17 protein-coding genes are annotated in these 17801 nt (G+C 50.9%); 8 read left to right on the top strand and 9 right to left on the bottom strand.

Annotated features, from left to right (window positions below; all coding sequences use genetic code 11):
- Positions 1–257 precede the first annotated feature (257 nt).
- From DYD62_RS11910 to yjgA, 5 genes are all read right to left on the bottom strand, one after another.
- Complete coding sequence (locus DYD62_RS11910) at positions 258–1010, bottom strand: 5'-methylthioadenosine/adenosylhomocysteine nucleosidase (RefSeq protein WP_099396166.1); 753 nt, start codon at positions 1008–1010, stop codon at positions 258–260.
- A 178-nt stretch (positions 1011–1188) separates the two neighbouring features.
- Entirely contained in the window at positions 1189–1860 is a 672-nt protein-coding gene (locus DYD62_RS11905) for an alpha/beta hydrolase (RefSeq protein WP_115227536.1), read from the bottom strand.
- 77 nt (positions 1861–1937) lie between these two features.
- The gene (gene mog, locus DYD62_RS11900) at positions 1938–2519 is read right to left on the bottom strand and encodes a molybdopterin adenylyltransferase (protein ID WP_115228289.1); all 582 of its coding nucleotides are present in this window, start codon (positions 2517–2519) and stop codon (positions 1938–1940) included.
- Entirely contained in the window at positions 2519–3172 is a 654-nt protein-coding gene (locus DYD62_RS11895) for an HAD-IA family hydrolase (protein ID WP_115227535.1), read from the bottom strand. Before DYD62_RS11895 ends, mog begins: the two co-directional genes overlap by 1 nt.
- Positions 3173–3733 carry a ribosome biogenesis factor YjgA gene (gene yjgA / locus DYD62_RS11890; RefSeq protein WP_115228288.1) on the bottom strand — a complete coding sequence of 187 codons (561 nt, stop codon included), beginning with the start codon at positions 3731–3733 and terminating at the stop codon, positions 3173–3175. It abuts the gene before it with no gap.
- A 198-nt stretch (positions 3734–3931) separates the two neighbouring features.
- Here yjgA and pmbA point away from each other — a divergent pair, with 198 nt between their 5' ends.
- Positions 3932–5263: a metalloprotease PmbA gene (gene pmbA / locus DYD62_RS11885; RefSeq protein WP_115227534.1), complete on the top strand. Its 1332-nt coding sequence runs from the start codon at positions 3932–3934 to the stop codon at positions 5261–5263.
- Between the two features lie 107 nt (positions 5264–5370).
- Complete coding sequence (locus tag DYD62_RS11880; protein WP_115227533.1) at positions 5371–6003, top strand: DNA-3-methyladenine glycosylase family protein; 633 nt, start codon at positions 5371–5373, stop codon at positions 6001–6003.
- A gap of 187 nt (positions 6004–6190) precedes the next feature.
- On the opposite strand, the gene DYD62_RS11875 is transcribed toward DYD62_RS11880, so the two are convergent.
- Entirely contained in the window at positions 6191–6976 is a 786-nt protein-coding gene (locus tag DYD62_RS11875) for a ParA family protein (protein ID WP_115227532.1), read from the bottom strand.
- A gap of 446 nt (positions 6977–7422) precedes the next feature.
- Here DYD62_RS11875 and pta point away from each other — a divergent pair, with 446 nt between their 5' ends.
- Together pta and DYD62_RS11865 are read left to right on the top strand one after the other, a co-directional pair.
- Positions 7423–9468: a phosphate acetyltransferase gene (gene pta / locus DYD62_RS11870; protein WP_115227531.1), complete on the top strand. Its 2046-nt coding sequence runs from the start codon at positions 7423–7425 to the stop codon at positions 9466–9468.
- 319 nt (positions 9469–9787) lie between these two features.
- Positions 9788–11293, top strand: a complete 1506-nt coding sequence (locus DYD62_RS11865; RefSeq protein WP_233702909.1) for an AMP nucleosidase — start codon at positions 9788–9790, stop codon at positions 11291–11293.
- Between the two features lie 544 nt (positions 11294–11837).
- Here DYD62_RS11865 and DYD62_RS11855 read toward each other — a convergent pair.
- Both DYD62_RS11855 and DYD62_RS11850 read right to left on the bottom strand, forming a co-directional pair.
- Positions 11838–13247 (bottom strand): PhoH family protein, encoded by a 1410-nt coding sequence (locus tag DYD62_RS11855; RefSeq protein ID WP_115227528.1) that lies wholly within the window; start codon positions 13245–13247, stop codon positions 11838–11840.
- 84 nt (positions 13248–13331) lie between these two features.
- Positions 13332–13787 carry a peroxiredoxin gene (locus tag DYD62_RS11850; protein ID WP_172476498.1) on the bottom strand — a complete coding sequence of 152 codons (456 nt, stop codon included), beginning with the start codon at positions 13785–13787 and terminating at the stop codon, positions 13332–13334.
- 93 nt (positions 13788–13880) lie between these two features.
- Here DYD62_RS11850 and dcd point away from each other — a divergent pair, with 93 nt between their 5' ends.
- From dcd to DYD62_RS11835, 3 genes are all read left to right on the top strand, one after another.
- A complete protein-coding gene (dcd, locus tag DYD62_RS11845; RefSeq protein ID WP_099396154.1) occupies positions 13881–14456 on the top strand; it encodes a dCTP deaminase in 576 nt (191 codons plus the stop codon).
- 72 nt (positions 14457–14528) lie between these two features.
- Positions 14529–15359, top strand: coding sequence for a sulfurtransferase (locus DYD62_RS11840; RefSeq protein ID WP_115227526.1), 831 nt, complete (start codon positions 14529–14531; stop codon positions 15357–15359).
- A gap of 119 nt (positions 15360–15478) precedes the next feature.
- Positions 15479–15832 (top strand): carboxymuconolactone decarboxylase family protein, encoded by a 354-nt coding sequence (locus DYD62_RS11835; RefSeq protein ID WP_115227525.1) that lies wholly within the window; start codon positions 15479–15481, stop codon positions 15830–15832.
- A gap of 64 nt (positions 15833–15896) precedes the next feature.
- On the opposite strand, the gene DYD62_RS11830 is transcribed toward DYD62_RS11835, so the two are convergent.
- Positions 15897–16667, bottom strand: a complete 771-nt coding sequence (locus DYD62_RS11830; RefSeq protein ID WP_115227524.1) for an RNA methyltransferase — start codon at positions 16665–16667, stop codon at positions 15897–15899.
- 194 nt (positions 16668–16861) lie between these two features.
- Between DYD62_RS11830 and DYD62_RS11825 the strand changes: the two genes are divergently transcribed.
- On the top strand, positions 16862–17644 hold the full coding sequence (locus DYD62_RS11825) for an inositol monophosphatase family protein (RefSeq protein WP_115227523.1): 783 nt from the start codon (positions 16862–16864) through the stop codon (positions 17642–17644).
- Positions 17645–17801: the final 157 nt, after the last annotated feature.

Here is a 17801-nt window from a genome sequence, read left to right as displayed (position 1 = left end):
ATGGGTTTGAGTTGGGGTGTGGCGGTGAAAAATGGCTTTTTTATTGCGCCGTCTGTTCATTAATCGTTATTTAGTTGCCGTGAATGGGGTTGGGTGGCTGTTTTTATATTTGTTTGTCATGCTTGCGTACGGGTATGTTGCCTGAGCTGGTATTAAATGAAAATAAAAGAGGGTGAATCGATTCACTGCGGGGATATTGGAATTGAAACACGGGAGGGCGTTACAGGCGCGTGCCTGTAACGCGGTAAGGCATACGTTTAGTGCAAAGACTGTGTATTTTGTTTTTTATGCATGGGTTGGAATGATCCGCCCATTGCATCCAGCTCTTCTAAAAGCGCAATTACCATCAGTGCGGAATGGTGGCCCGCTTTGATGATGTATTGGTCAAAATCAACGGGTGAATCGTTATTGGCGTTATCAGATAGTGATCTGATAATCACGAAAGGCACTTCATGCTGATAGCAAACCTGAGCAATGGCTGCCGCTTCCATTTCGCATGCGGCCATGGTCGGAAAGTTTTTGAGCATTTGCGCTGTGCGGGTGCTGTCGCAAATAAAACTGTCACCTGTGCAAATCAAGCCATCAATCGCTTGTACCTGGCCAAGGCTGGCTACGGCACGGTGCGCTGCGGCAACTAAATCTGCATCCGGCGTAAAGGCGGCAGGCTGCTGAGCCATCTGGCCGATTTCATAGCCAAATGCCGTGACATCCACATCGTGGTGACGTACTTCGGATGAGATGACGATGTCGCCAATCGATAAATGATCCACAAAGCCACCCGCAGAGCCAGTGTTGATAATGGCTTCAGGCTGATATTTAGCGATTAATAGCGTGGTGGCGATGCTGGCAGCGACTTTGCCAATGCCAGAGCGGGTGACGATCACTTGATGATCTGCCAGAGTGCCGCTGTAAAAATCGATCCCGGCTACAGTTTCTTTGCTGCTGTTTTCAAGCGAAGCAATTAGATGGGCCACTTCGGGCTCCATTGCACCAATAATTCCAATCTTCATTTTATTTTCTGACTTACAAAAAACGCGCGCGGCAAGGTGGCGGATAATGCCTCAGGCCAAGACATATGCCAAATGAAATAATCACTTTTCGGCTAAAAGTAATATTTGCTGCGATGGTTTTGAGATTTGTGGAGGATAAAGCAGAAAACAATTTAAAACTGTTTTCTGCACATATGGATCAGGCTAAGCGCTGACGAATAAACTGCCCGATCGCCTGGATTTCCGGCATGCACACTGAATGCTGCATCGGCCATGTTTGCCAGCTGATGCTAAAGCCCAGCCCGCTGAGCGTGTCTTTTGCGGCCACGCCAAGAGCAAGGCCTACAACAGGGTCGGCACTGCCGTGTGCGGCAAAGATGGGGGTGTTCTGGTTGCTGAGCCCGGCTTGGATTAACTCAGGCGCAGGCAGGTATGTGGATAGCGCCACAATCCCGGCCAGTTTTTCCGGGTGCAGCGTGCCCGCCGTATAGGCAATCGCGCCGCCTTGTGAAAACCCCGCCAGAATAATGCGATCACTCGGCACACCGCGCTGATTTTCACGCGCAATCAGGGCGCGGATCATTTCTACCGACACATTGACGCCGGCCACATCGGCCTGACGGCTGATTTGATCGAAATGCAGAATATCGTACCAAGCCCGCATGACGTAGCCGTTATTGCAGCTGATCGGCATATAGGGCGCGTGCGGAAACACAAAACGTACGGCTAAATCTGCCGGTAGCTGAAAATCAGGCACAATGCCCGCAAAATCATTGCCATCCGCGCCAAGACCATGCAGCCAAATAACGCTGGCGGTGGGCTGATCGGCGGTTTCAATTTCTACGCAGGGTAGTAATTCTGCATTGCTCATGATTTGTTCCTTGTTGTTATCGTGCAGGTGCTCAGGGCGCTGTTTATGGCGCTCGGCTGCGTATTTCAAACCACTGTTTATTGGGCTTTAATGGCGGATTTGGGTCTGAAACTGGCAACGATGGCTGCATGGGTTTCGATATAGGGGCCGTCTAACAGCTGAATGCAGTAGGGCACTGCGGCAAAAATGCCGTTGACCAAAACTTTGCCGTTTTCGTCTTTCACGCCTTCCAGCGTTTCTTTGATCGATTTAGGCTGGCCTGGCAGATTTAAAATCAGGCACTGTTTACGAATCACGCCCACCTGACGGCTAAGAATAGCCGTGGGCACATAATGCAGGCTGATTTGGCGCATTTGTTCGCCAAAGCCTGGCATGATGCGATCTGCAATCGCCAGCGTAGCGTCAGGCGTTACATCACGTAGCGCGGGGCCGGTGCCGCCCGTGGTTAAAATTAGGTGACAGCCCTCGGTATCGACCAAATCTTTCAGTGTGGCTTCGATCAGCGCTTGCTCATCGGCAATCAGGCGGCTGATGGTGTGATGCGGGCTGCTCAGCGCCTGATCCAGCCATTCTGCTAAGGCGGGAATGCCGAGATCCTGATAAACGCCGCTTGAAGCACGGTCAGAAATAGAAACAAGTCCGATTTTTACCGTATTTATCACTGGCTAAGTCCTGATATAACAATGCGATCACCCACTTTGAGAGTGAGCGAGTGGTAGTTGGCGATGATGTGCTCTGCATGACTGAGTTCTTGGGCGGAGTGCGATGAAGTGAGCGCAATCACCGGAATGCCCGCCGCTTGCGCCGATTGCACGCCGCTGAGTGCATCTTCAAAAGCCACGCACTGCTGAGGATCTAAACCAAACAGTGCTGCGCCTTTTAAAAAAGCTTCGGGGTGCGGTTTGCCATGCGTGACATCGTCTGCTGAAATCAGCCTTGCTGGCGCAGGTAGGCCCGCATAAGTTAATTTCGCTAAGGCGATTTCGCGCGGGGCGGAGGTCACAACGGCCCATTGATCTGGGCGAAGCTGTGCCAGAAAATCCGCAGCACCGTCAATGGCCACCGTGCCATCTAAGCTGCGAGCTTCTTCTTTAAGTAATTCGACCACTTCGGCCGCTGCATCAAGATGCGGAGCGACAAGGGCAATCGTCTCTATGCCACGTCGTCCGTGCACATGCTGCATGACCAAATCGGGGTCTAAATGTTGGCGAACAGCCCATCGTCGCCACAGCCCTTCAATACAAGGGGTTGAATCAACTAAGGTGCCGTCCATATCGAACAGCAGTGCGGTGCATTCGATTTGCCAAGTCATTTATTCTTCGTCTTCTTCTGTATTGGATACTTCAAGGCCGGGTAGTGCTGGCTCTGGAATATATTGTTTGATGAGCTTAAATAACTCGCGGAACGCTTTGGCTGGTTTTTGCTGCTCGCGCTCTTTTAAAGCATTGCGAACGAGCTGGCGCAGCTGTTGAATTTCTACTGTTGGATGCTCGGTCACGAAATTTTCAATGACTTTAGGGTCGGCCAGCATGCTTTCACGTAAACGCTCTAAGCGATGTAACCAAGCGCTGTGCTTGTCAGAAAGGCCTGCTAATTTAGCCAGTAGCTCGTTAATTGGCTCTGGATCGACATCACGCATTAGCTTGCCGATAAATTGCTTTTGTCTGGCCGTCGCGCCATTTGCGGTGATTTTTTTCGCCGCAATAATGGCGTCATAAAGCCGTTCTGGTAGCTTGAGCGTGGCCAGTTGCTTTTTATCCAGCGGGATCAGTTTTTCGCCGAGTTTTTGCAGGGCAGTCATTTCTGACTTCATTTCTGTTTTGCTGACGTACTCGATATCGTCGTCAGGAAGGTCGTGTTTTGGTCTTGCCATGATAGGGCTACTTGCTTGCAAAACCGGTATGATACCAAAGACTGCCTCTTTTTCTGTCATAGAGTGCATAGAAAAAAGAACAGAGGCCAAAGATTTGCTTATACAGAGGGGCCTTGCCCCTTCAGAATTATTTATTTCGCCGCCACTTATGTTGCCGGTGTGCTTTATAACAACGAACCGCTAAACAGGAAATGAACTGTGTCCGAATTTAGTTTTGATCAGCAAGAATTATGTGATTTAGCCTCCATGGTGCTCGAGCAGGCGAAAAATCAAGGCGCAACAGCCTGCGATGTGGATGTGTCTGAAGGCTATGGGCAAAATGTATCGGTGCGTCTGGGTGAAGTAGAAACCATCGAATACAACCGCGATAAAGGGGTAGGCGTTACCGTTTATCTGGGCCAGCAAAAAGGCCATGCCAGCAGCAGTGATTTTTCGCCTGATGCGATTAAAGAAACCGTCAGGGCAGCGCTGGCCATTGCCCGCTTTACAGCAGCAGATTCTTTTGCAGGCTTGCCGGATGCAGACCGGTTGGCAACGTCTTTTCCGGATTTCGATTTATACCATCCATGGGATTTATCGGTAGAAGGCGCAATTGCACTGGCAACAGAGTGTGAAAACGCGGCTCGTAGTGTGGATGCGCGCATCAGTAATTCGGAAGGAGCATCGGTTTCTACCGGGGCGAGCCGTTTTGTATATGCCAATTCCTTAGGCTTTATGGGTGCAGAGCGCAGCTCACGCTATAGTCTTTCAGCTGCGGTGATTGCCGAAGATGAATCGGGGATGCAGCGCGATTACTGGTACAGCTCGGCCAGATCTCCTGAAGACCTGGATTCGGCGGTTGCTGTGGGAAAGCGTGCAGGCGAGCGTTCTTTGCGCCGCCTTGGTGCCCGTCGCGTAAAAACGGGCGAATATCCGGTGTTGTTTGAAGCACCGGTGGCTTCCGGCTTGATCGGCACTTTTGTGCAAGCTGTCAGCGGCAGTAGCCTTTATCGCAAATCCAGCTTTTTGCCTGACAGCCTAGGGCAGACTGTTTTTGCGCCTTGTGTCAGCATTAAAGAAGATCCCTTCCTTAAAAAAGGCATGAGCAGCGGTGCATTTGATGCAGAAGGCGTGGCCACCGTGGCGCGTGATGTGGTCAGCCAGGGCGTGCTAAATGGCTACTTTTTATCTAGCTATTCCGCACGCAAATTAGGCATGCGCACCACCGGTAATGCAGGCGGCGCGCACAATCTGATCGTTGCGCCCACGCATACCTTTGCTCAGCTATTGGCAGAGTTGGGCACAGGCTTGTTTGTGACTGAATTGCTTGGCCACGGTACTAATATGGTGACGGGTGATTATTCCCGTGGTGCTGCAGGCTTTTGGGTGGAAAACGGCGTGATTCAATACGCGGTAGAAGAAATCACCATTGCTGGTAATTTACGTGACATCTTTAAAAATATTGTGGGTATTGGTGATGATAGTCAGCCATGGTCCAGCCGCAAGGTGGGCTCGATTTTAGTGAGTAAGATGACGGTTGCTGGCGAGTAAGCGATTTGTCGAAGGCGGAAGAGGGTAAGCATAAGACCTTCTTCCGCCATTTTTTTGCCTGCAAAATAAGCTATGGCTTGGTAAAGGCGCCGCACAGGGGGAGTCAAATGAGCACAATTTATGGCAAGCCTGCCTATTGGGACCAAGCCACAGCTGAGTTGTCTGCCGCCGATTCCGTGATGGCTGGTTTAATTGCCCGCTATCCAGATATCAGCCTAGAAGGGCGTGGCGAGGTGTTTCACACTCTAGCTCGTGCCATTGTCGGCCAGCAAATCTCCGTAAAAGCGGCGGATTCGGTCTGGTCGCGTTTTGCGGCTCATTTACAAAAAATTGAAGCTACGCGCGTGCTGGAAAGTAGTGTGGAGGAATTGCGCGCCTGTGGCTTATCCGCCCGCAAAGTGGAATATCTTTATGATTTAGCAAGGCACCAGCAGGCTGGCCTGCTGGATGTGGCACTTTGGCATGATCTGGATGATGAGGCGGTCATTGGCAGGTTGGTCGATATTCGCGGCATAGGCCGCTGGACCGCAGAGATGTTTCTTATCTTTTACCTGCTCCGTCCCAATGTGCTGCCGCTGGACGATATCGGCCTGCTTAAGGCGATTGCGCTGCTTTACCACAACAATGAAAGACTGCCGCGAGGTATTATCTGTGACTTGGCGCAAAAATGGCAGCCCTGGCGCACCGTCGCCACATGGTATCTGTGGCGCAGCTTAGATCCGGTGCCAGTGGAGTATTAGGGGGGGGGGGCTTTAGATGCAGAGCGCGGTAAGAGCACAAAGTATGCAGAGAAAAAAGCTGAAAAATCTAAGGTATGAAAGTTATTGATCTGTATTTCTCTCAGGCTTTCTCCGTGTTCTGCCTTTAAACTCCGTACGCACTGTTTATGCAGATCTTTCTAGTCTTTCTGCCCTTATTAAAAAAGCCTCACTCAAACGGTAAATCCAGTGACAGCGAAATCAGGCTGGATTCGATGAGCTCGTCCAGCAAAAAAGTAAAATCTGCTGCTGCACCTGAGGTGGGGGCAAAGTCGAAGATGTTTGCGCCGCTGCCCACTGCCGCAGAGAGCGCTTCTTGCTCTCTGATTCGGGTTTTAAGCACTTCTCCAGGGAAGTGTTTGATTAGCTGGCCTGCTACGGTTTCTGATGTGATTTGCCCAGGCGTGTAGCGGTTGATCAGAAAGCGCCTTGGCTTTCTGGCCTGAAACTTTTCAAGTCCTTTTAGTGTTTGTGCTAGCTGTACTGCGCCGTTCAGGGCCAGGTATTCGGCGGCAACGGGGGCAAGAATGATGTCGGCAGCAAACATGGCAGAAAAAGACAGCACGCCCAGCGTGGGGGTGCAGTCAATAATGATGGGCAGGCCATAGCCCGAAAGCATTTCTGCTGTCAGTGCCAGCTTCAGCCGCCATACATGATCTTTGTGGCGGGTAAGCTGCGCGTCTACTTTTCCCAGCTCTAAATGAGAGGGCACAAAGTTAATGCCGTCATCTCTTGTAATAATTAAATCAGATAGTGTGCTTGCGCCCTGAAAGAAGCGATAAATGCTTTGGCTGCTTTTAGGTTTTATGCCGTAGAGCGAGGTGAGGTGAGCTTGTGGGTCTAAATCAATCACCAGCGGCTCTACGCCATTTTTGGCGATGGCGGCGGCTAGGTTGGCGCTGACGGTGGTTTTACCAACGCCACCTTTTTGATTGAAAACGACAATAACCGTCATAAATCTCACCGCGGTGATGAATGGAGTGGTGGGCAAGCCGATCTGTATAGGTCGCTTGGGCTTGCTAAAAGTTGCTGTGCGATTCTAACTCGAAACACTGTTTTAAAGCAGGGTGACAGGACTACTTAAGCAAATACTAAGGTTTCTGATGCTTGAAAACCGGCGGGCAAACGGCTCTTTTTTTGCAGGCAAGACTGCTAAACTCATTAAAACACCCGCGCCGGGTTTGAATTTAGCTGATTTAGTGTGCGATGCAGCATTTTTTTATGACATGGAACAAAGATCGTGCTCAAGGTGTGAAAGTTGCCGACCTAAATGCGGCGCAATGTTCTACATTGACGGCCTTCGCGGGCATCCTGTTTTATTAGATGCATGCCCGCCAGCCTTACACCCCTTATTTGATGTGTTTTTTAGTAGCAAAGTTTGTTACGTGCTGAGGATGATATATGCAAACCTTTTTTGTGGCTCCAACCCGACAAAATGTCGGCCTTACTTCGGTATCTTTAGGTGTGGTTCGCGCTTTACAACACCAGGGTCTGAAAGTGGGATTTGTAAAGCCGGTTTCACAAGAGCCGCAGGGTATTGAGCGCTCTACGCATTTTGCCTCACAAATTTGCCAGATTGAATGCCCGCAGTCTTTGTCGATTGCTCAGGTCATTGCCCGCGTATCTGCAGGGCAAAATGACGAATTATTAGAAGATATTGTCAGCCTGTGTATGGGCGCTGCGCATGGCGTGGATGTATTGGTCGTTGAAGGTATGCATTTGGATCCAAGCAATGCATTTACCGCCAGATTAAATAATGAAGTAGCCCGCAGCTTGCAGGCCGAAGTGATTTTGGTGGCCAATGCGCGCGCAACGGGTGCGGTGGCGGAATCGCGCCTTGCGGCCAGTCAGCTGAAGAATGAAGGCTGCAAAGTGGCCGGTGTGATCTTCAATAAAGCCACCGCGCAGTTTGACGCGGCTTCTGTGCAATACGAGCTGGATGGTATTCCATTGTGGGGTTTTATTAAGTTTGATCCGGCCTTGCTTGCGCCGCGCACCTTAGATATTGCCCGTCATTTGAATGCAGAAATCCTGATTGAAGGCGATATTGCAAACCGTCGTGTGCTAGAGACCGTGGTGGCGGCTCGTTCTGTTCCTGAAGTGATTGAGCGCTTGAAAGCAGGGGCTTTGGTGGTAAGTGCCGGGGACAGGGATGATGTGATGCTGGCAACTGCTCTGGCCGCTAGCCAGGGCGTGCAACTGGCCGGACTGCTGCTGACGCATTCCAGCCAGCCGGACAGCCGTATTCTGGAATTAGCGCGTCAGGCCTTAACAAGTGGTATTCCGGTGATGCGTACGGACAGCGACAGCTTTAATACTGCTATTCGTATTACCCAATTGCCACCAGCAGTAGCCACCGACGACAGCGAGCGCATGAATCTGGTGCTGGACGCCGTATCCGAGCAAATCGATATGGCCATGCTGATGAATGCGGTGCAAGTGCCGCCATCCACACGGATGTCGCCTCCGGCTTTCCGCTATCAGCTCATCCAAAAAGCGCGCTCAGTGCGTAAAACCGTGGTCTTGCCTGAGGGTGAAGAGCCACGCACTATTCGCGCGGCCATTATTTGTGAAGAAAAAGGCATTGCTCACTGCGTCTTGCTGGGTAAACGCGCCACCATCGAAGCCATTGCCGCTGCGCAGGGTGTGATGCTGCCAGAAAGTCTTGAGATTCTGGATCCGGATGTGATCCGTGCCGAGTATGTAGAGCCGATGGTTGAGCTGCGTAAGAGCAAGGGCCTTACTCCGGGCCAAGCATTACAGCAACTTGAAGATACTGTTGTGCTGGGTACCATGATGCTGGCCGTGAACAAGGTGGATGGCCTAGTATCTGGCGCGATCCACACCACAGCAAGTACGGTGCGACCTGCGTTGCAGCTGATCAAAACTGCGCCTGGCTCGTCGATTGTGTCTTCGGTCTTCTTTATGCTGATGCCGGAGCAGGTATTGGTTTACGGCGATTGCGCGATTAATCCTAATCCGAATGCAGTACAGCTGGCCGAAATTGCCAAGCAAAGTGCGGATAGTGCACGTGCATTTGGTGTAGATCCTAAAGTAGCCATGATCAGCTACAGCACCGGTAAATCTGGTGCGGGGGCCGATGTGGATAAGGTACGCGAAGCCACCGAGCTGGCCCGTAGTAGCTACCCTGATCTGGTGCTGGATGGCCCGCTGCAGTACGACGCAGCATCGGTATCCGAAGTGGCCGCACAAAAAGCGCCAAGCAGCACTGTGGCAGGTAAGGCAACCGTGTTTGTATTCCCTGATCTGAATACAGGTAACACCACGTACAAGGCTGTACAACGTAGCGCCCATGTAGTGAGTGTTGGCCCTATGCTGCAAGGCTTGCGTAAACCGGTAAATGATTTGTCACGCGGTGCTTTGGTGGATGACATTGTGTTTACCATTGCGCTGACCGCCATCCAGGCGCAAAACCTAGCTGCGTAATCAATTTGCCAGAGACAAAACCGGGCCGTGTGCCCGGTTTTTTTATGCCTGAACCCGTGTATTGGCGGGCGTGTAGCTGTTTTTTTGCTCGGAGAGTGTCGTTTTTAGAGGGGTGTTCTGGTCGGTGGGCTGTTGCCCGCATTGATATTGTAAAAAGTTGTGCGTGTATTTATCGCGATTAAGTTGAACCGCGTGCATTGGCTCAAGTCAGATTTGGGATTTGATAAAATAAGATAATCGTAATCTGTTTAAAAGTAGAATGGGTCCGGTAGAAAGATTTGTTCTGTGTAATCCCAATGAAAAAAATGGAGACGCCCCAATGAGCCGTCGACGTATGCCCTATTTGCCCGAGTTTATTGCACCAACCCGCCATACCGATCCGCTTGAAGCCCTTGCACAGGTGCGTTTGATTTATGAAAGCAGCGTGACGCATTTGCGCGATGCCATGCAGCGTTTTGTGGCCGGTGAAGCTTTGCCGGGTCATGTTCGGGCTTATTATCCTTTTGTAAGAATCCAAACCGATACCGTTGCAAGGCTCACCAATGAGAGTGCGCATCTGAGCTATGGCTTTGTGGCGGGGCCGGGCAGCTTTGAAACCACCTTAACCCGCCCTGATCTTTACGATAAATACTATCTTGAGCAATTTACGCTGCTCTTGCAAAGCCACAGAAATGAGCTGGAAGTCGGCGTAAGCACCCAGCCCATGCCGGTGCATTTCTCTTTTGCCGAACACGATCATATTGAAGGCACGCTCACTGCAGAGCGCCGCCAGCTGATGCGCGATATGTTTGATCTGCCTGATTTATCTGCCATGGACGATGGCATTGCCAATGGCACTTACGAGCCTAAGCCTGGTGAGCCAGAGCCGCTGTCTTTGTTTACCGCCGCCAGGGTTGATTACTCCCTGCACCGCTTGCGCCATTACACGGGCACGGTGCCCGAGCATTTTCAGAATTTTGTACTGTTTACCAATTACCAGTTTTACATTGATGAGTTCGTGCGGCTTGGGCATGAATGCATGCAAGACCCGGATAGCGAATACATTGCCTTTGTAGAGCCGGGCAATGTGATCACCCGCCGTATTGGCCTTGCTGCCGAAGCCATTGATGCACTGGGCGCAGCACCACCGCGCTTGCCGCAAATGCCCGCTTACCATCTGATCCGTGCAGATAACACAGGGATCAGCATGGTGAATATCGGCGTTGGCCCTGCCAATGCCAAAACCATTACCGATCATATTGCCGTATTGCGCCCTCATGCATGGATCATGCTGGGCCATTGCGCTGGCCTGCGTAATTCCCAGCAAATGGGCGATTACGTGCTGGCGCACGGCTATGTGCGTGAAGATCATGTGCTGGATGAGGATTTGCCACTTTGGGTGCCGGTGCCAGCATTGGCTGAAATTCAGCTTGCCTTGGAAGCGGCCGTTTCACAAATCACCGAAATGAAAGGTGCCGAGTTAAAAAGCATTATGCGTACCGGTACCGTGGCCAGCACCGATAACCGCAATTGGGAATTGCTTCCCGATAATCGCCCGCAGCGCCGCTTTAGCCAAAGCCGTGCCATTGCGCTGGATATGGAAAGCGCCACCATCGCCGCAAACGGCTTCAGGTTTCGCGTGCCTTATGGAACGCTGCTCTGCGTGAGTGATAAACCGCTGCACGGCGAGATTAAACTCCCCGGTATGGCGAATCACTTCTACCGCGAGCGGGTTGATCAGCACTTGCGAATTGGTATTCGGGCCATGGAGCTGCTGCGCGATCAGGGCGAAGGCCAGCTGCATAGTCGTAAGTTAAGGAGTTTTGCTGAGGTGGCGTTTCAGTAGAGTGAATGCAGGGTGGGTACTCTTTGGTGCCTACCCTGTTTTAATGCTGAGGGGGTGCCCCTGTAGCTAACCCGCTGTACAGGATTTTGGCTTTGATGTTAAAGCTTGGTTTGCAAAGCTGGGCAGTTATTGAGAGAAAATATGATTATCAATCAATTAAGTACTATGCCTGACGAGCACATAGAGTTGTGGAAGGCCAAACTGTCCTCCTGTCGATCTGTTAGCGCATTGCTGCGTGACTTGACAAAGGAATACGCTGCCTCCAGGAATGATGCGGGTGCCATGCTGTACTCAATATTTGACCATTTCTCGATGGATGAGTTGGGGTACATATGGAAGTGGGACTTCGAGCGAAGTGGAGTAGGGCTAACGGATGAGCGAGTAGACCAACTTCTTGCTCACTTACTTGCGAAGGAATCGGAGGGCTAGTTAGCTATGGTCAACCCGCGCTGACCAAACAGTGCCATAGTTTCGAATCACGTTTCGTACAGGCAATAAAAAGGGTCTGCCAACGCAGACCCTTATCCTTACAAAAATCCAAGAACTACAGAGCTTCTGCCGCGTAATCCGCCAGTCTGGATCGCTCACCCCGTGTCAGGGTGATGTGGCCGGAGTGCTCCCATGTTTTAAAGCGATCGACTACATAAGTCAGCCCTGAGCTGCCCTCAGTCAGGTAGGGGGTGTCGATCTGGCTGATATTACCTAGGCACACCACCTTGGTGCCGGGGCCGGCGCGGGTGATGAGGGTTTTCATTTGCTTGGGCGTTAAGTTTTGCGCCTCGTCGATAATCAGAAATTTCTTGAGGAAGGTGCGGCCGCGCATAAAGTTGAGCGATTTTACTTTAATGCGTGAGCGGATTAAATCGCGCGTGGCGGCGCGCCCCCAATCACCTGCTTCGGCATCCGATTGGTTGAGTACATCCAGATTGTCTTCCAGTGCGCCCATCCACGGCATCATTTTTTCTTCTTCGGTACCGGGTAAGAAGCCGATGTCTTCTCCTACAGGCACCGTGACGCGGGTCATGATGATTTCGCTGTAAATCTTGGACTCCAGTGTTTGCGCCAAGCTTGCTGCAAGCGTGAGCAGGGTTTTACCTGTACCCGCCTGGCCAAGCAGGGAGACAAAATCAACGTCGGGATTCATGAGTAGATTGAGGGCGAAATTTTGTTCGCGATTGCGGGCGACAATGCCCCAGATGGCGTTTTTTTGGTGGCTGTAGTCTTTTAAGCTTTCAATTAGCGCCGTTTTGCCTTCCACGTTGATGACACGAGCCGACAAAGGTGTGTCGCCAGCCTGATAGAGTAGCTGGTTAACGTAAAGCTCGGCACAGTCCGGGCCTTTTATTTTCCAGTAGCTGCGGCCGCCTTCTTGCCAGCTTTGCAGATCTTTACCGTTGCGCTCCCAAAATTTTTGGTTAATTTCACGCATGCCGGTATATAGCAGATCGGTGTCTTCTAAAACTTTATCGTTAAAGTAGTCTTCTGCCGCCAGCCCCATCGCCCGCGCCTTGATGCGCATATTGATGTCTTTGGAAACTAGGATTACTTGGCGTGAAGTGTGCATTTGTTGCAGATGGTGGACAACGCCCAGAATTTGGTTGTCGGCCTTGCCCATGGGGAGCTGGGCGGGTAGTACGCTGGTAATGGCTTCGGTTTGCATAAATAGCCGGCCCAGCGCTTGCCCCTTGCTGGCAGTATCAAGCAGTACGCCGTTATGCAGGTCAGATTCTTTGCCGGAAATCAGCTCTTCCAGAAAACGGCTGGCTTGCCGGGCATTACGGGCGACTTCGGAAGTGCCTTTTTTGTTGTTGTCGAGCTCTTCTAAAGTCATCATCGGTAGAAAGAGATCGTGCTCCTCAAATCGGAACAAAGAGGTGGGGTCGTGCATTAAAACATTGGTATCCAGAACGAAGAGCTTGGTGACACTCGGTGCTTTGCGCTTGCGGGTTGCCATGATGAACTCCTGGAACGGAAAAAGGTGGGCTGGGGTGAGTTGGACAAAACCTAAGCCTTGTGCGGCCTCACCCTGCAATGCAACTTAAAGCGTTTTTACAAACTCCAGTACTTCTGTTACATGACCCGGCACTTTCACGCCACGCCATTCTTTTGCGATTTCTCCTTCCTTGTTGATCACGAAGGTGCTGCGCTCAATTCCCCTTACATCCTTACCATACATCTTCTTTTGCTTCATGACATCAAAAGCAAGGCAGGCTGTCTCATCTGGGTCAGAAACTAACTCGAAAGGATATTCTTGCTTGGCTTTGAAGTTTTCGTGGCTTTTAATGCTGTCTCTGGAAATGCCAAAAACGAGGCATTGGGCGGCAAGAAATTCGGCATGATGATCGCGAAAATCACCGCCTTCGGTGGTGCAGCCCGGGGTGCTGTCTTTGGGGTAAAAATAGAGCACAAAGGCTTGGCCTTTCAGTGCGGTGGTATCGAAGTGCAGATTGGATGTGGTGGCGAGTTTTAATTCTGGACAAAGCTTGTTAGGCATCAAGAGAATCTCCTTAGTTGTGATGATTATAGATGCGTGGCAGATGCTCCGCAGCTACAATAGCCGCAAATATGTAATGGGGATGTGACAGTAATGAGTATCAAATCAGATAAGTGGATTCGTCGTATGGCCAGCGAGCACGGCATGATCGAGCCGTTTGTGCCAGGCCAGGTGAAGGAAGTAAACGGCGAACGTATTGTTTCTTATGGTACTTCCAGCTACGGCTACGATATTCGCTGTGCCGATGAGTTTAAAGTTTTTACCAATATTAACTCGACGATTGTTGACCCAAAAAACTTTGACGAAGGCAGCTTTGTGAATGTTTCTGGTAAGGGTTATTGCATCATCCCGCCAAATTCTTTTGCATTGGCGCGTACTGTTGAATATTTCCGCATTCCCCGTAATGCTTTAACGGTGTGTCTGGGTAAATCAACCTACGCGCGTTGCGGCATTATTGTGAATGTCACCCCGTTTGAGCCGGAGTGGGAAGGTTATGTGACGCTGGAGTTCTCTAACACCACGCCGCTGCCCGCTAAGATTTACGCCAACGAAGGCGTAGCGCAGGTTTTGTTCTTTGAAGCCGATGAAGATGACGTATGTGAAACCTCCTACCGCGATCGCGGTGGTAAATATCAGGGCCAGAGTGGCGTAACGTTGCCTAAAACCTGAGCTTTACAATTCTTTCCCGCAGGCCCGTATCCGTACGGGCCTGTTTTTTGATTAACGCACTAAGGATTGCCGATGAGCCCTCTTATCTCTGCTTCGCAATTACAAGAACAGCTGGCCGATGTGCTGCTGATTGATTGCCGTCATGATCTGGCTAATCCGCAGGCGGGGCGCTTGGCCTATGCGGAAGGCCATTTGCCAGGCGCATATTTCCTGCATCTGGATGACGATCTTTCCGGGCTTAAAACAGGGACGAATGGCCGCCACCCTTTGCCTGATCCGCAAGTTTTGGCGGATAAGTTGGCGAGTCTTGGGCTAAGTCGCAATCGCCATGTGGTGGCTTATGACGCACAGGGTGGAATGTACGCGGCCAGATTGTGGTGGCTGCTGCGTTGGTTGGGGCATGATCAGGTGCAGGTTTTGGATGGGGGAATGGCGGCCTGGCAGGGCAGAGTGGTTAGAGACTTGCCCGTGCCAGTTGCTGCCAAATTTGTTGCGGAGCTGCGCCCCGAGTTAAAGGTGGATGTAAAAGAGGTGCTGGAGAATATCCAAAGTGCTGTTTTTACCGTGGTGGACGCTCGTTCTCCTTCTCGTTTTATGGGAGAGGGCGAAACGCTGGATCCTGTGGGCGGGCATATCCCCGGTGCAATCAATCGTTTCTTTCAGAACAATGTGCAGGAAGATGGGCGTTTTAAGCCTGCCGAAGTACTTAGGGTTGAATGGTTGTCATTATTGGCAGGAGTGGATGTAAGTCAAACAGTGCAACAATGCGGCTCAGGTGTCACTGCTTGCCATAATCTGCTGGCGTTAGAAGTGGCTGGGCTTCGTGGTGCGAGGCTCTATGCAGGTTCATGGAGTGAGTGGTGTGCTGATGCGACAAGGCCGGTTGTGGCCCGGCTTGAGTAATCCTTGACGTGGCATAAGGTGATAGATATCCCGTCGGTAAAAACACCGGCGGGTTTTTTCTTGCTTTTTTATATATAAAATAATATTATGTATTTATATATTTTATAAAGGAAGAGAAAATGAGCTCCAGTTACAAAGCCGTCGTGAATGACATCAGCGCTCAGCTTACTCAAATGAATAAAGCGATTCCGGCAACGATGGCGGGGTTTGGGCAAATGGCCAAAGCCACTCATGGTGATGGTGCGCTAGATAAAAAAACCAAGGAGCTGATCGCAATGGCCATCGGCATCGCCGCACGTTGTCAGGGTTGCTTGGGGTTTCATGCCAAGGCCTGCGTCAGCATGGGTGTGACTCGGGCCGAGTTTATGGAAATGCTGCAAGTCGCTATTTATATGGGGGGCGGCCCCAGTGTAATGACAGGGGCAGAGGCTTTGCAGGCGTACGAGGAGTTTGGCGGGGAAAAAGCAGCTTAATTGCTGAAGGAATGCCCAGAAAAAACGGCTTTGAATGAACTCAAAGCCGTTTTTTATGCCCGGTTTATTGGGGTGGTTTGGGCCATCTTTCTGTGCTTGTGGTGGCGCGTAACCAGCCACGCAAAATATCGACTTCTTCGCGCTCCAGATTGGCGCGGGTAAACATGCGCCGCATTCTGGGCATCAGGCGCTTTGGGGCGTCGGGCTTAAGAAAACCAATCGTGCTTAGCGTTTCTTCCAGATGGGTAAAGAAATGCTCCATCGCATCGTGGGTGGCGCTGTCACGACTTTCGGCAAGATAGGACACATCGTCAGCAAGGGTCGCGAAGATTTCGTAAGCGAATACTTGCACCGCTTGCGCTAAATTCAGGCTGGAGTAATCCGGATTGGTAGGGATGGTGGCCATACGGTTGCAAAGCAGCACTTCGTCTATCGTCAGGCCAGACATTTCCGTGCCAAAAACCAGCGCAATATCGTGGCCCGCCTGGATGGTCTGAATAATTTCTGGCGCAAGCTGTCTTGGGGTTTGTAGCGGGTGGGCGAGTTCTCTGCGGCGTGCGGTCAGGGCAATTTGCAAAGTCGTGCCCGCAAGTGCTTCTTCCATGCTACCAACCACAGTAGCGGTATTAAGCACATCGTCAGCATTACTGGCTAAAGCGGTGGCTGTGTCCGATGGGAATTCTTTGGGGTTAATCAGATAGAGCTTGTTGATTCCCATGGTTTTCATGGCGCGGGCGGTGGAGCCGATATTGCCGGGGTGGGAGGTGTGAGACAGTACCACTCGAATACGAGAGAGGCATTCGGCAGGAGAATTGCGAGGAGTTTCTTGAGTCATTTTGAGAACACTTGTTTATTCATTTTGAGAGCACAGGTAGAATAGCGGCCAATCTTATATCGGGTAGCCCGAAATGGGTTGGAATGCGATTTTGATCCACACGAATATATACTGTGATTCATGCTGTGTCGCGTTTTTTAGGCCCTGTTGCGCTGCCCCGTTGGTCGATCTTTTACTTTTAATCAGGAATAGCCATGCATCCAATGCTCAATACCGCTGTGCGCGCCGCGCGCCGCGCTGCTTCTATCATTCAACGTGCGTCCAGTAATCTGGATCATTTAGCCGTTGAGAAAAAAGGTCATAACGACTTTGTATCCGAAGTAGACCGTGCAGCTGAACAAGCGATTATTGATACCATCCTCGAAGCGTATCCAACACACGCCATTATGGCCGAAGAGTCGGGTAACCGCGGTCAGTCAGAGTACACATGGATTATTGATCCATTGGATGGCACCACCAACTTCTTGCATGGCGTTCCTCAGTACGCGGTATCGATTGCTCTGGAACATAAAGGCGTGATTACCCAAGCCGTAGTATATGATCCTTGCCGCAATGATTTGTTTACCGCAACGCGTGGTGTGGGCGCTTACCTGAATGATCGTCGTATCCGCGTTTCTAAAGTACGTGAATTAACAGATGGTTTGATCGCCACTGGTTTTCCGTACACCCGCTTTGATCATCTTGAAAACTACATCAATATTTTCCGCGATATGACGCAAAAGTCTGCTGGCTTGCGTCGTCCGGGCGCTGCAGCCTTGGATCTGGCTTATGTGGCTTGCGGTCGTTACGATGGTTTCTTTGAATTTGATCTTAAAACAGTCGATATCGCTGCGGGCTCCTTGCTGGTACAAGAAGCGGGTGGTTTAGTGACTGATTTAAATGGCGAAGAAGGCTTCTTGCAATCTGGTGATATTCTGTGCGGTACGCCACGCGTATTCGGCCAGATGTTGTCGGTCATTCGTCAGCACAATAAATAATTAACGCGTATTTCTTAGCGTTTTTAAAAAAAAGCGTCATCTCTGGTGACGCTTTTTTTATGGCTGACGGTTATTTTGCCGTTAGCTCGCGTGGACTTGCCGTTGCCCTGATTGGATAATGGCGGCCATATGATTAGAAGTGTTTTTTTTGAATTGA

This window comes from Iodobacter fluviatilis, assembly GCF_900451195.1.
Lineage (GTDB): Bacteria > Pseudomonadota > Gammaproteobacteria > Burkholderiales > Chitinibacteraceae > Iodobacter > Iodobacter fluviatilis.
This window is presented reverse-complemented; position numbering and strand designations above follow the sequence as displayed.